12 protein-coding genes and 1 pseudogene are annotated in these 12,532 nt (G+C 66.0%); 5 read left to right on the top strand and 8 right to left on the bottom strand.

All coding sequences use genetic code 11. The features are described 5' to 3' along the window. Positions 1 to 19 precede the first annotated feature (19 nt). Positions 20 to 1,375, bottom strand: a complete 1,356-nt coding sequence (locus tag I1A62_RS43515) for an MCE family protein (RefSeq protein WP_219458143.1) — start codon at positions 1,373 to 1,375, stop codon at positions 20 to 22. A 249-nt stretch (positions 1,376 to 1,624) separates the two neighbouring features. On the opposite strand from I1A62_RS43515, the gene I1A62_RS43520 reads away from it, so the two are divergent. After that, entirely contained in the window at positions 1,625 to 3,838 is a 2,214-nt protein-coding gene (locus I1A62_RS43520) for a serine/threonine-protein kinase (RefSeq protein ID WP_219458144.1), read from the top strand. 84 nt (positions 3,839 to 3,922) lie between these two features. Beyond that, entirely contained in the window at positions 3,923 to 4,129 is a 207-nt protein-coding gene (locus tag I1A62_RS43525) for a hypothetical protein (protein ID WP_124392857.1), read from the top strand. On the opposite strand, the gene I1A62_RS43530 is transcribed toward I1A62_RS43525, so the two are convergent. From I1A62_RS43530 to I1A62_RS43540, 3 genes are all read right to left on the bottom strand, one after another. Beyond that, the gene (locus I1A62_RS43530; RefSeq protein WP_124392858.1) at positions 4,121 to 4,858 is read right to left on the bottom strand and encodes a class I SAM-dependent methyltransferase; all 738 of its coding nucleotides are present in this window, start codon (positions 4,856 to 4,858) and stop codon (positions 4,121 to 4,123) included. The two genes, I1A62_RS43525 and I1A62_RS43530, sit on opposite strands and share 9 nt — an antisense overlap. An 89-nt stretch (positions 4,859 to 4,947) precedes the next feature. Next, on the bottom strand, positions 4,948 to 5,280 hold the full coding sequence (locus I1A62_RS43535) for a zinc-binding dehydrogenase (RefSeq protein WP_257890684.1): 333 nt from the start codon (positions 5,278 to 5,280) through the stop codon (positions 4,948 to 4,950). 102 nt (positions 5,281 to 5,382) lie between these two features. After that, positions 5,383 to 5,796 (bottom strand): cupin domain-containing protein, encoded by a 414-nt coding sequence (locus I1A62_RS43540; RefSeq protein ID WP_124392859.1) that lies wholly within the window; start codon positions 5,794 to 5,796, stop codon positions 5,383 to 5,385. A 421-nt stretch (positions 5,797 to 6,217) separates the two neighbouring features. Here I1A62_RS43540 and I1A62_RS43545 point away from each other — a divergent pair, with 421 nt between their 5' ends. Then, positions 6,218 to 7,117, top strand: a complete 900-nt coding sequence (locus tag I1A62_RS43545) for an alpha/beta fold hydrolase (RefSeq protein ID WP_124392860.1) — start codon at positions 6,218 to 6,220, stop codon at positions 7,115 to 7,117. Between the two features lie 101 nt (positions 7,118 to 7,218). On the opposite strand, the gene I1A62_RS43550 is transcribed toward I1A62_RS43545, so the two are convergent. Further along, the gene (locus I1A62_RS43550; protein ID WP_124392861.1) at positions 7,219 to 8,562 is read right to left on the bottom strand and encodes an NAD-dependent succinate-semialdehyde dehydrogenase; all 1,344 of its coding nucleotides are present in this window, start codon (positions 8,560 to 8,562) and stop codon (positions 7,219 to 7,221) included. Positions 8,563 to 8,626: 64 nt separating this feature from the next. Further along, positions 8,627 to 8,947: a hypothetical protein gene (locus tag I1A62_RS43555; protein ID WP_219458145.1), complete on the bottom strand. Its 321-nt coding sequence runs from the start codon at positions 8,945 to 8,947 to the stop codon at positions 8,627 to 8,629. Between the two features lie 68 nt (positions 8,948 to 9,015). Between I1A62_RS43555 and I1A62_RS46920 the strand changes: the two genes are divergently transcribed. Continuing rightward, on the top strand, positions 9,016 to 9,243 hold the full coding sequence (locus I1A62_RS46920) for a hypothetical protein (protein WP_308340787.1): 228 nt from the start codon (positions 9,016 to 9,018) through the stop codon (positions 9,241 to 9,243). 153 nt (positions 9,244 to 9,396) lie between these two features. Beyond that, entirely contained in the window at positions 9,397 to 10,302 is a 906-nt protein-coding gene (gene dapA / locus I1A62_RS43565; protein ID WP_219458146.1) for a 4-hydroxy-tetrahydrodipicolinate synthase, read from the top strand. Positions 10,303 to 10,373: 71 nt separating this feature from the next. On the opposite strand, the gene I1A62_RS46730 is transcribed toward dapA, so the two are convergent. Together I1A62_RS46730 and I1A62_RS43570 are read right to left on the bottom strand one after the other, a co-directional pair. Next, positions 10,374 to 10,496 (bottom strand): hypothetical protein, encoded by a 123-nt coding sequence (locus I1A62_RS46730; RefSeq protein ID WP_257890685.1) that lies wholly within the window; start codon positions 10,494 to 10,496, stop codon positions 10,374 to 10,376. A 47-nt stretch (positions 10,497 to 10,543) separates the two neighbouring features. Beyond that, positions 10,544 to 11,964: pseudogene (locus tag I1A62_RS43570) on the bottom strand (wax ester/triacylglycerol synthase family O-acyltransferase). Between the last annotated feature and the right edge of the window lie 568 nt (positions 11,965 to 12,532).

A 12,532-nucleotide genomic window follows, 5' to 3' on the forward strand; every position in this document is an offset into this window, starting at 1 on the left:
GGGTTCGAGAGCCGCGTCGTCATTCGAAGGTCACCTCGGCGCCCCTCAGGGTCGGCGCGCCGATGTGTGTCGTCCAGCTCGGCACGTCCTCCGGTGCCATGCCGCCGGCCTCGCCGTAGACGACATCCAGGGTGTCCTGTTCCATCTTCGAACCCGGGTAACTCGCGGGGGTGACCTGGGCTCCGTACCCCGGGACCTGGTCGGGGACGCCGGCGGGCGCAGGGAAGTACCCGATGTCCGACGGTCCGGGGTTCCGCGTGGGCACCTGGTAGGCGCCGTCGTTGAACGATCCGCCCGGGTATTGCGGAAACCTCCCGCCCGGTGCGGTGACGTCGTCGTAGCAAGCCGGTCCGCGGTTGTCGAGCAGGCGCGGCTCGTCCTGGTTGGGCAGGTAGCGGCCCTTCGGGTTGACGAACTGCACGGTGCCTCGCCCGCCGGGATAAGGATCGTCGAGCGCGAGTAACTCGAGGGCGATCGGCGCCGCCCGCACGAAGGCCGCCAGGGTGCAGCCGAAGCTCGGTGAGTAGCGGCCGAGGAGCTGCAGCGCCTCACGCGAGTCGGAGGCGATCGTCACGATGCTCCGGGAATTCGCCTGCAAGAGGTCCGCGGTGGACGCACTTGTCCCGGTGACTGTCGCGAGCAGCGTGGCGATCTCATTCTGCTTCTCCACCACGGTGTTTCCGGTGGTCCGCAGGTTGTCGAGGGCGTGGACCAGATCGGGCGCCGCCTCGGAATATGTCTGCGAGAAGTCCGCCAGGCCGCGCAGATCCTCCTGGATGGCGGGAAGTTCGGTGTTCAGCCCGCCGAAGATCTTTTCGAGACGGTCGAGTGTCAGCCCGAGTTCGGCGCCGCGTCCGCTCAGACCTTGGGACAGCGCGCCGAGCGTGTTCGCCAGGTCCTGCGGCGGAATCGCCTGCAGGAGCGGCAGCAGGCCGTCCAGAACTTCGCCGACCTCGACGGCGTTGCCGCTCTTGTCCTGACGCAGCGTGTCACCGGCCTGGATCGGCGGAGCCGTGTCGCCCTCCGGAACGATCAGCGACACATAGCGTTCACCGAACAGTGTCTTGGGCAGCAGCCGCGCCGTCGCGTTGGACGGGATCAGCGGTGCCTTGTCCGGCTGGATCGCGAGAGCGAGCGTGACCTCGCCCTCCTCAGAGGTCGCCGAGCGCACCTCGCCGACGATGAGGCCACGGACCTTCACGTCCGCGTCGGGTGCCAATGCGCTTCCGGTGCTGTCGGTGACGAGGTCGATCTCGACGACCTTGGTGAACGTCGTGTCGAACAGTGCGAAGGAGGCTGCCAGGAACAGCACGAGGACGAGGAAGAACACCAGCCCCAGTACCCGTCGGCCCACGACGGATGCCGTGTCGTTCATTCGACCACCCTCACGATCGCCGTCGGTGGTGGCCGCCGAGACCGCGTCGGCCCAGGTGCCGACAAATTCTCGGCCACTCTCGGCTTCGGCGGTGCGGTCCCCGCCGTTTTGGCGCCCGTGCGCCCGTATCGGAGCGATACGCTTGAGGGGGAAATTCGGCGGAAGGACACAATGTGGGGCAGCAACGACCCGGCGCCGTACCGCGCGTAGCCGCCGCGTGATCGCACGGGGCTGCACTCCGAGTTACCGATGTACGAGCCGACCGACCTGGTCGAATCAGCAGAACGAACCCGCACAGCGCTTGCTACCGTCGTGGCACGGTTTTCGGACGCGTGGGGGTCCGGGTGCCCGCCTGACCTGTCCGCCTTCCTACCCCGCGAACCGGCTGAGCGACGTTCGATACTGATCGAACTGATCAAGATCGACCTCGAATACCGCTGGCTTCGCTACGACTTTCCCAAACGACTGACCGAGTACCGAGCGGAGTTCGCGGAACTGCAGGACGGACCGCTTCCCGCCGAGTTGGTCTACGAGGAATTTCACGCCCGGCGTCGCAGTACGCCCGAAGCCGATGCGGCCACCATGGCCGCCGAGGCTGCCACCATGGCGGGCGGCCGCGGGGCCGAGGAGTTCACGGATGACTACTGCAGCACGATGATCGCGCGACCGCGGGCACAGGTTGTTCTCGGCAACATCGACGTCGGCGATCGTGTCGACGACTTCGACCTGCTGATGAGGATCGGGTCCGGCGCCTTCGCCCAGGTGTATCTTGCGCGGCAGCAATCGATGCAGCGGCTCGTCGCGGTCAAGATTTCCCACAACCACGGCATCGAGCCGCAGACCCTCGCGCAGCTGGATCACGACTACATCGTGCGCATCTACGACCAGCGACTGATTGCCGAGGGCGAGTTGAAGTTGCTCTACATGCAGTATCTGCCGGGGGGAACGCTGCTCGATGTGGTACATCTACTGCGCTCGACGCCGACGGAACACCGGAGTGGGCAACTGCTGCTCGACGCCGTCGACGGGGTCCTTGCCGCCAAGGGCGAGGTGCGGCCGACCGAATCCGCTGTTCGAACCCGGATCGCCTCCCTGACGTGGCCGGAGACGGTGGCCTGGCTGGGCCGCCGGCTTGCCGACGCGCTTCGGCACGCCTCCGAACGAGGGGTGCTGCATCGAGACATCAAACCGGCGAACGTGCTGCTGAGCGCCGAGGGGATTCCGAAGCTGGCCGACTTCAACGTCAGCTCCAGCCAACGAATCAAGGGCACCAGTCCGCTGGCGTATTTCGGTGGCTCACTGGCCTACATGTCACCCGAACAGCTCGAAGCCTGCCACCCGGGCTCACCGACCACCGCCGCCGACCTCGACACCCGAAGCGACATCTTCGCGCTCGCGGTCATGCTGTGGGAGTTGCTCACCGGACGTCGGCCGTTCGCGGACGAAACCACGGCCGGTGAGTCGGAGACGTCGCTGGCCCGCATGCTCGAACTGCGACGCAGGCCCGTGGATGCGCAGTTCCTGTCGGAGCTTCCGCCGGATTGCCCCATGGCCCTGCGCCGGGTACTGCTGAAATGCCTGTCGCCCGACCGCGAAGACCGCTATCCGAGCGGTTCGGAACTGGCCCAGCAGTTGGACTTGTGCCTTGAGAAGCGGTCCCGGGACCTGGTCTATCCGCCGCCGAACAGTTGGCGGGCGCGACTGTCGCAGTGGCCCACCCCCATCCTGTGGACGTCGTCATGGGTAGGTGTCGGCCTTGCGACGATCTATTTCGCCGTGCACCTGCAGGAACTGCTCAACGAGCGGCTGTCCGATGCCATCTATGCGCAGCTCTACGCTGCCGTCGTCGTTTTCATTCTCTGCTTCCTCCCGCTGGCCGTCGTCATCTATGCCTATATGTCCCGCGATCTGCTCGCTGTGCCCCGCGGCCTGCGTAGCGGCAGACGCTACGACGAGGCCGTCCTCGCACGGGTTCGGTCACGAACACTGTTCTGGGGCGACCTGTGTGCGATGAACACGTTGCTGTCCTGGGTCTTGGCAACGGTGTGGGGGGTGGGGGCGATGCGGTGGTTGACCGACCTCCCTGCTCGGTTGCAGGTCCATGCGGTGACGACCACTCTGGTGGCGGCTGGGATCTCCGTTGCCTACACATTCTTCCTGTCGACGTTCTACATCGTGCGCTGCGTCTATCCCATCTATCTGCGACAAGGGCTCGCGACGGCGCACGACGCCGACGTTCTCGGCGGGCTGCGCCGAAGGACGACGGTGTATCTGGCGGTGACGGCGTCCGTGCCGCTCGTCGGTGTACTGGCCGGATTCAGCACCCTCGAACCCGAGGAGTTGCCACTGGTGCGCGATTCGGTCCTGTGGTTGTGCGCGGCCTCCGGGCTCGCGTTCGTCGCCGTGTACTGGCTGTACAGGAAACTGGACGCGGACGTCCGCGCACTCGAGCGGGTGGTCTGACGCAACCGAGAATCTCTGATGCGGGCCACTTTCGACGGGTGCGATCCGGTGGGCATGCGCGCAGACTGGAACAAGGAGGTCATCATGCGATTGATACGGGGCCTGCTCGATGTGGTGCTGGGAATTCTCACGGCCGTGCTCGGCACGGTGCTCGGGATCGTCGCGGCCGTGGTGTGGCTCGTCGGCGGGATACTGTGCGTGACGATCCTCCTGATCCCTCTGGGCCTGCCCGTCATGAGGCTCGCCCGCCGGCTCTTCACCCTCGCCGGAAAGCTGATGCATTTACCGTGACGGCGTCTCGCCGGCCGGCGAGGGATCGCGGTCGTCGCTGCGCAGAATGAAGAAGATGAACGGGGCTTCACGGCTGAGCTGCTCGAACAGTTCCGGAGAGCGATCGCGCACGGCGGCACCGGGGCGCGGCTCCGAGACACGTTCGACGGTGAATCCCGCCGCGGTGAAGGCGTCGAACATGGCGTGCAACGGCCGGTGCCAGAACCTCATGAGGAACCTCTCACCGGACTTCACCCATTCCTCGGTGAACTCGAACGTTCCGAGGTAGTCGCCCTGCCCGGACGGCCTGAAGTCCACGAACGGGTGATGCGTCGAGATGATGACGCACCCGCCCGGCGCGAGGACCCGTCGAAACTCGGACAACGGTCCCGACCAGTCGTGGAGGTAGTGCATCACCAGCGACGCCACCACGACGTCGAAGGTCGATGACCGGATGGGCAACTGCTGGTCGAGATCTGCCTGGATCAACGGGACGTCGGGTCCCAGGCGGTGCCGGGCGATCGCGAGCAGATTCGTGCTGAGATCGACGCCGGTGACCGCAGCGCCCGAGGCGGCGAGCGCCTGCGACAGCACACCGCTGCCGCAGCCCGCATCCAGCACCCTCCGGCCGGCGACGTCGCCGACCAGCGCCAACGTCGCCGGTCGCTCGTACAACGCGTTATATACGTTGTCCTCGATGTCGGCGTCGTACGCCGACGCGTACTTGTCGTAGTCGTTGAATATCGCCACGACCCGATCATGTCGCATCGGAGTCGCCGCCGGTTCCAGGCGCTGCGTAGCCGAACTCGTCACTGGCGGCGTCACCGCCGCAACGGGTGTCAGGGAAGGGTGATCACGATCTTTCCGAGCGCCTCACCGGAACGTAGCCGATCGGCAGCCCGCTCCTCTTTCGTCGCCCGCAGGCAGTCTGCGAACGTCTGCCCCGCGACATGGTCGAGCACGACGTCCACGCCGTGGCCGTCGGTGACGGCCAGCGTCGCCTCGGTCAGGTCCTGCTCGCCGGTCAAGATGACGGTATCGACGCCGGCGCCGGTGAGCAGGTCCCTCTTGGCGCTGCTGCGCGTCGTGCCGATCACGTGCGATGCACCCAACGCCGTGACCATCTGGGCTCCGATGAGGCCGATCGCGGTCGAGGCGCCGGTGATCAGCACGCTCTGCCCGGCCGTGAACCCGGCGGTGGTGAGCGCGCCATGTTCGGCGCGCAGGCCTGTCGGCAGCGCGCAGGCGATCTCCTTTTGTGGTGTTCGGATCGCTCAGGAGCGGCGGGTGCGCGGTGCGTGGTATTGCACGTCGGTGACTTCCTCGAGCCAGGTCGTCTCCGGCGCGCGGGAACCGTCGCCTTCCCAGATCGCAAGGTGTTCCATGAACCGCTCTTCGGCGGCGCCGTGCCAGTGCTCCTCACCGGCGGGACAGGTCACGGTCTCGCCCGGGTGGGCTGCGAAGACGACACCGTCGCGGGTGCCGACCAGCGCGACACCGGAGACGACGTGCAGGGTTTGCCCGAGGACATGGCGATGCCAGAACGTGCGGGCGCCGGGGGAGAAGCGAACCATGTTCGTCCGTACCCGCGAGGGTTCCTTACCTGCGTAGATGACGTCGTACCAGACGTCGCCGGTGAATTGTCCGGCCGGCCCCTTGCCCGTGGGGACGGGGGTGATGAACTCCATGAGGTGCTCCTCAGTTGTCGGCGTCGAGATCGAAGTGCGCGGAGATCTGACGGGATGCGCCCGGGCAGGTTCGCGGTCTCACTCAGTAAAGGCGGGTGAGCTCGCCTGCGGGAGTGCCTGCTCTTCCGGGTAATCGCAGTACCTCCCTCGGCCCCGCGACCCCGGAGCCGACGACGATGTGCTGTTCGGCGATGTCTGGACCCGCCGCGAGCTGCCTTCGCCGCGATACGCGCACTGCGGACCGCTGTCGACGACGGAGAAGGCGCAGAAGTCTGAAGCCGTCGAATCTGCCTAGCCGGGATTCGACCACCGCCATACAGCTGTGGCGGCGCACAAACACCGGCACCGGGTGAATTACTGTTCACCCCGTGGTGCACCATGATGGAGAATGCTCGACTCGATGATGTTGGTGAGGAACTCCATGGATCCCGTAGTCGCACAATCCGAATTCGCCGGTGATGGCGTCATGCTTGCCGCCGACCGGTGGGATCCACCGACACTGGGTGACGGCGGATCAGGCGTCGACAGAAAGGGCCTGGTCCTGCTGCTGCACGGCGGCGGGCAGACCCGGCATTCCTGGCGAAACACCGGACGCAGCCTCGCGGCGGACGGCTGGTCCGCCATTGCGCTCGATGCCCGTGGGCATGGGGACAGTCAGTGGGCGCCGGACGGGGACTATGGCATCGACGCGTTGGTCGCCGACTTGACCTCGGTCATCGAAGGGCTGGGGGAGAAGCCGGTTCTCGTCGGTGCCTCGATGGGCGGTATGACGTCGTTGATCGGGCAGGGGGAGAATCCCGATCTCGCTCGCGGCCTGGTCTTGGTCGATATCGCGCCGAAGGTCGAGACGAGCGGTACCGCGGAGATCATGGCCTTCATGCGCAGTGGCCTCGAGGGTTTCGCGAGCCTCGACGACGCGGCAGCAGCGATCGCGGCGTACACCCCGAACCGTGTCCGCAAGCCCAACCCGCAGGGGTTGCGCAAGAATCTTCGCCTGCGTGACGGCCGTTGGTACTGGCATTGGGATCCGGAGTTTCTGCGCGTCGGCGACGAACCCACTCGCCAATCCGACTCGATCGTGCGATACGAACGCGCTCGGGACGCCGCGGCCGCGATCACTGTTCCCACGATGCTCGTTCGTGGCCAGCAATCCAACGTGGTGAGTGAGGAAGGCGCGAAAGAGCTGCTCGAACTGATCCCGACCGCCAAGCTGATCGACGTCACCGGTGCGGGTCACATGGTGGCCGGCGACGACAACGATGTCTTCAGCGGCGGGTTGAAGGGGTTCCTCGACGAAGACGTTGTCGCGATCCGCCGCTGAAGACGTCCAGCCGCTCGAACGTAGCCGGCCGTTGGATACTCGTCCTGCGATTCCTCTGGTCTGCTCTCCCGTCCCACCGCCGGGCACGGCGCGCAGCGATATCAGCTGATGCGGATGAGTTTCTTGTTCACGAATTCGTCGATCCCGTATTTGCCGAGTTCGCGACCGAAGCCTGAGCGTTTGACGCCGCCGAACGGCAGCTCGACTCCTTCGGCGCCAACGGCATTGACGAACACCATGCCCGCGTCCAGCGAGTCGGCGACCCGATCGGCCTGAGCGGGGTCGGTAGTGAAGACGTACGAGCCGAGACCGAACGGGGTGTCGTTGGCCAGTTCGACGGCCTCGGCCTCGGAGCCTGCCTTGTAGACGGTCGCTACCGGCCCGAACAGTTCCTCCCGGTACGTGCGCGAATCGGGTGACACATTCGTCAGCACGGCGGGTGGGAAGAAGGCTCCCTGCCGTTCACCCTCGGACTCGAGGGTGGCGCCCTCGGCGATCGCCTGCTCCACCTGCTCGGCCAGTCGGTCGGCGGCGGCGACCGACGACAGCGGCGCGAGGCCGTCAGCAGAGGCGAGCACCTCCGCGGTGAATTTGCCGACGAAATCGTCGTACAGGTCCTCGGCGATGATGAATCGCTTCGCTGCGTTGCAGGCCTGCCCGGTGTTTTCGAAACGGCCTTCCACTGCCGCCTTGACAGTGGCGTCGAGGTCATCGGAACTGAGCACGATGAACGGATCGGAACCGCCGAGTTCCAGCACCACCTTCTTGAGATTGCGTCCGGCGATCTCGGCGACCGCCGCACCCGCACGCTCGGACCCGGTCAGCGACACGCCCTGGACCCGCGGGTCGGCGATCGCGTCGGCGATCTGCTCGTTGGTCGCGTAGACGTTGACGTAGGCGCCCTCCGGATATCCGGCGTCGCTGAAGATCTGGTGCAGCGCCGCCGCCGATTCGGGACACTGCGGCGCGTGTTTGAGCACGATCGTGTTGCCCAGCGCCAGATTCGGACCCGCGAACCGGGCCACCTGGTAGTAGGGGTAATTCCACGGCATGATGCCGATCAGCACACCGATCGAGCGCCGCCGGATCAGCGCGGAACCGGTGCCCTCGACCAGGTCGATGGGCTCGTCGGCGAGGAACTTCTCGGCGTTGTCGGCGTAGTACTGGTAGATCGCGGCGCTGAAGTCCACTTCCCCCAGCGACTGATCGAGTGGCTTGCCCATCTCCCGCTGGATGATCTTGGCCAGTTCGTCGCGGCGTTCGGTGTGTAACTCGGCGACTCGCGTGAGCAGTCCAGCGCGCTCGGGAATCGTCGAGCGCCGCGACCACTCACGGTGCGCCTTGTCCGCCGCGGACAACGCCGCCTGCATCTCCTCATCGGTGGCGGTCGGGTATTCGCGCACCGTCTTCCCGGTGGCCGGGTCCACTACTGCGTACAGGCTCATGTCGCGTCTCCTCGGAAGGTCGGGTACCCCAGTATTACGCGCGATGAGGTGCTGCCGTGGGTAGTCACCGGGACTGTTCGGTTGTGAGCTCGTGCATGCGGCCATGGGCGACGGAGACGGCAGCGGCCGAGCCCACCAGATCGTTGCCGTCGCGACTGACCGATGCCACCACATCTCCAGGCCTGACATCCTGTGCCAGAACCACTCCAGAACAGCCCGGTGCCCCGATCGTGCTGCCGCACCGCATGATCGAGAACCCTTCCGCCGGTCCGAAATGGTGGTGATTCGCGACAGCGTCCGCGAGCAGCTCACCGGCCGTCACGGCTACGACCGAGCCGTCGCCACTGTCCACGACGACAACCGGGCTGCCGGGCGTGCGCCCCACGTGGTGCACCCGGCACACATTCACCGCTGCCCGCGCAGTGACCGATCGACCGGCATCCACCGAAAGACGTGGCCGCGGAAAGCGGTTCCGGATACACGTCCTCGACGGCGCCGACGACGACGCGACCGACTCCTCCCGTCCAGGGAGACACTTCCGGGTGGGAGCGCGAATCGGCGGCATCAGTGTTCAACCCGGACGACCCCCACCCCGTGCCGATCAGCACAAACAACGTCTGCGGCGTCGTGTCGCTGATTTTCTGGTCGGTAATGATCGTCGTCCCGCTGACCTTCGGGTAAGACGGCGCGGCAGCGTCGCGCGAGGCTTGGTCGTCGGGATCCGATCGTGCGTGCGGGGCGGCTGTCGTCCGCCGCGCGACCCTGTGGGTTGCAGTCAGTGAATAAAAGGTTCGGTCGACGCTGTCGCGGTTTGATGGCGCATACACTGGGGCAATGACACTTCCGTCAGCGCCTGTCGCCCCGTTCGGGCGCGTACTTACCGCGATGGCTACGGCGTTCACCGTGGATGGCGAGATCGACGAGGAGGCGACTGCTCGAATCGCTCTGCACTTGGTCGACCACGGACACGACGGACTGGTCGTGTCCGGGACAACCGGTGAGGCTGCCACGACCACCACCGCCGAGGATGGTCGGATACTGCGAGTGGTCAAGGACGCGGTAGGCAACCGCGCCAAGATCATTGCCGGGGTGGGTACAAACGACACCCGCCATACGCTGGAATTGGCGCGCCAGGCTGTCATGCAGGGTGCCGACGGGCTGCTGCTGGTAACGCCGTACTACAACAAGCCGAGTCAAGGCGGGATACTGCAACACTTTCGCTACGTAGTGGATGCCGTCGATGTCCCTGTCATGCTCTACGACATTCCCAGCCGGGCCGGCACCAAGCTGGCACCCTCGACATTCGAGGCGATGGCGGACTGGCCGTCCGTGGTCGCGGTGAAGGATGCAGCCGGCGACCCCACACAAGCGATCATGCTGCGCGAATTGGGCTACGCGGTCTACTCGGGAGACGACAGCCTCACCCTGGGTTTCCTCGCGTACGGGGCATGTGGGGTCGTCTCTGTCCTCGGCCACGTGGCGGGTGACGAGATCCGCGCCATGATCGAGGCATTCTTCTCGGGGGACGTCGAAACCGCGCGGGAGATCAATGCCCGCCTGCAGCCGGCTCTGCGTGCGGTAATGGGTGTCCCCAATTACGGTGCTACGACGGTCAAAGGGGCGCTGCAGTTGCTCGCTGTCCTGCAGAACAGAACCGTGAGGTCCCCTCTACTTGCTCTCGACGACGGCGAGTATGAAGCACTTCGGACGGGGCTGTTGGCTTCAGAGTTGCTGCGCTGACCGGGCCGAGTGTGCACTGAGATCTGGATCGACTCATGCGACCAGCCACCTGCGTGGCGTCATCGATGGTGTCAGCCGTTGGCGTGGAAGGGGACGCCGTCTCCGCGGCGGCGCGGGGTGGGGCGGCGGAGGATCGTGCGGAGGGCGGCGGTGCCGCCGAGTAGCAGTATGAGCAGTGACTTGTGGATTTTCATGGAATTCCTTCTACTGGGCGGACGCCGGTGTTGTGGTGTCGGTGGTGTTACAGACCGACGACGTGTTCGAGGGTGCCGAGTTCGGTGTCGAGGTGGTCGAGCATGTGGTGCAGGTTCGGGATGGTGCGTCGGCAGCCGGTCAACCCGAACACGAGTTGGTCGTCGCTGCTGGTGCAGGTGATGTTCAAGGCTTGTCCGGTGACCGGGATCGACAGGGGGTAGAGGGAGTCGAGGCGGGCGCCGTTCCAGTACAGCGGGGTGCCGGGTCCGGCGACGTTGGAGATCACCAGGTTGAACGGCGGCCGCTGTGGTCCTCGCCGGCCGAGGATCATTTCGATACCGAGTGGGGCGGCGCCGACGGCGCTCATCGCCAGCACTTGGGCGGGGCTCATCGTGCGGAGGGCGTGTTTGCCTTCGCGCATGCAGGTGCGCACGGTGTCGAGGCGGTGGGCGGGGTCGGGTAGGTGGGTGGCGAGGTTGCACATCAGGACCCCGATCCGGTTCCCGTTCGCGGATTCTACATCGGTGCCGGAGGTGTTGGGGCGCAGGGACACCGGGACCATCGCGATCAGCGGATCGGCCGGCAGCGCACCGAGGTCGTGCAGGTAGCCGCGCAGTGCTCCTGCGGACATCGCCAGGATGATGTCGTTGACTGTGGCGTCGGCGTGCTTGGCGAGCAGCCGTATCCGTTCGAGTGGCCAGGTGCGGGCGGCGAATTGGCGGGCGCCCCCGATCTCGACGTTGAACATCGTGTGCGGTGCCTGCATGGATAACGGGCCGCCCTCGGCGCGTAGGGCGCGTTCGACGGTGCCGGCGAGAGCCGGTGCCAGGCCGACGACCTCGCTCGACGCGGCGCGGATTCCGCGCAGGACCTGACCCGGTAGGCCACGCGGATTCGGCGGCATCGTTGACGCATGTTCTGGCAGGGCGGTGTCGGTCGCCGTCACGGGTGCGGCGGGTTGCCAGGGGCGGGCATGCCCGTGCGGGTGGGGTCCTCGCTCATGCTGCGGCGCAACAGGTTCATCGCCGATGCGCCGTCGGCGAGGGCGTGGTGGATCTTGGTGTACACGGCGTAGCGGCCGTCGGCGAGGCCTTCGATCAGGTGTATCTCCCACAGTGGGCGGGTGCGGTCGAGTGCGGTGCCGTGCAGTCGGGCCACCAGTGTCATCAGTTCGGGCATGCCACCCGGTTGGGGGAGGGCGTTGCGGTGCACGTGGTAGTCGACGTCGACGTCGGTCGCGGTGTCCCAACCCCACTGTCCCAGGGTCGTCACCGATCGTCGGGCCTGCTTGCGGAAGAGCGGTGCCACCTCGTCGGAGGTTGCAGCCGTCTCGAACATCGCCCCCATGTCGGCCGCGTCGGCGCCGTCCGGTGGCGTGAATACTGCCAGGCCGCCGACGTGCATCGGATGTTCCCGCGACTCGCCGAGGAGGAACAGCGAATCGGTCGGCGACATCGGCAGCAGCATGTGAGGTGTCCCTTCCGGCCCCGCTCGCACACCCGCACTGCCACTGCGGGGTTCCAGGGAACCTAGTGTTCAGCTCTAGGTAATCGAGTCGTAAGATAACGGTCAGGTGTGGTTCATGTCACAATCTGGCATCCCTCATTCAGTTGTACAGGACGCGCGGACAATCGCGCGAGGCCGAAAGTCCCGGATAGGACAAGTCGGGCAAGTCAACCGGTCGGCCGGGCGGGGATGCGTCACCGTCGATGCCTTCTCACTGCTAACCGACCGTGCCTACCCTGTCGGCGGAACGGCTGATACCGCTGTGAGCGTAGAACTTCCATGCTCTCCGCTCCGACGCGATCCTCGACGGAAGGCTGCAGGCATCCGCGCCGATATCATTCCGCCGGGTCGGTGACAGTGAAACCGTTGAAAAGTAGGTAATTCGATCGAGGACTGGCCGGCCATGAGATTGTCGGTGTCAGGTGCGACTCTCCGGATCCGTCGACGGACAAGCTGTAGCGAAGTCGGCGGGAGTCAACACGCCCCGTCGAATCCGAACGGCCACAGTGTGCTGAAAAGGGGGTGCTCC

The organism is Rhodococcus sp. USK10 (genome assembly GCF_019378875.1).
Taxonomy (GTDB): Bacteria; Actinomycetota; Actinomycetes; order Mycobacteriales; family Mycobacteriaceae; genus Rhodococcus_F; species Rhodococcus_F pseudokoreensis.

Coding starts and splice junctions, on each gene's coding strand:
- I1A62_RS43515 (WP_219458143.1), bottom strand. CDS start 1,375: ATGAACGACACGGCATCCGTCGTGGGCCGACGGGTACTGGGGCTGGTG.
- I1A62_RS43520 (WP_219458144.1), top strand. CDS start 1,625: ATGTACGAGCCGACCGACCTGGTCGAATCAGCAGAACGAACCCGCACA.
- I1A62_RS43525 (WP_124392857.1), top strand. CDS start 3,923: ATGCGATTGATACGGGGCCTGCTCGATGTGGTGCTGGGAATTCTCACG.
- I1A62_RS43540 (WP_124392859.1), bottom strand. CDS start 5,796: ATGGAGTTCATCACCCCCGTCCCCACGGGCAAGGGGCCGGCCGGACAA.
- I1A62_RS43545 (WP_124392860.1), top strand. CDS start 6,218: ATGGATCCCGTAGTCGCACAATCCGAATTCGCCGGTGATGGCGTCATG.
- I1A62_RS43550 (WP_124392861.1), bottom strand. CDS start 8,562: ATGAGCCTGTACGCAGTAGTGGACCCGGCCACCGGGAAGACGGTGCGC.
- dapA (WP_219458146.1), top strand. CDS start 9,397: ATGACACTTCCGTCAGCGCCTGTCGCCCCGTTCGGGCGCGTACTTACC.
- I1A62_RS46730 (WP_257890685.1), bottom strand. CDS start 10,496: ATGAAAATCCACAAGTCACTGCTCATACTGCTACTCGGCGGCACCGCC.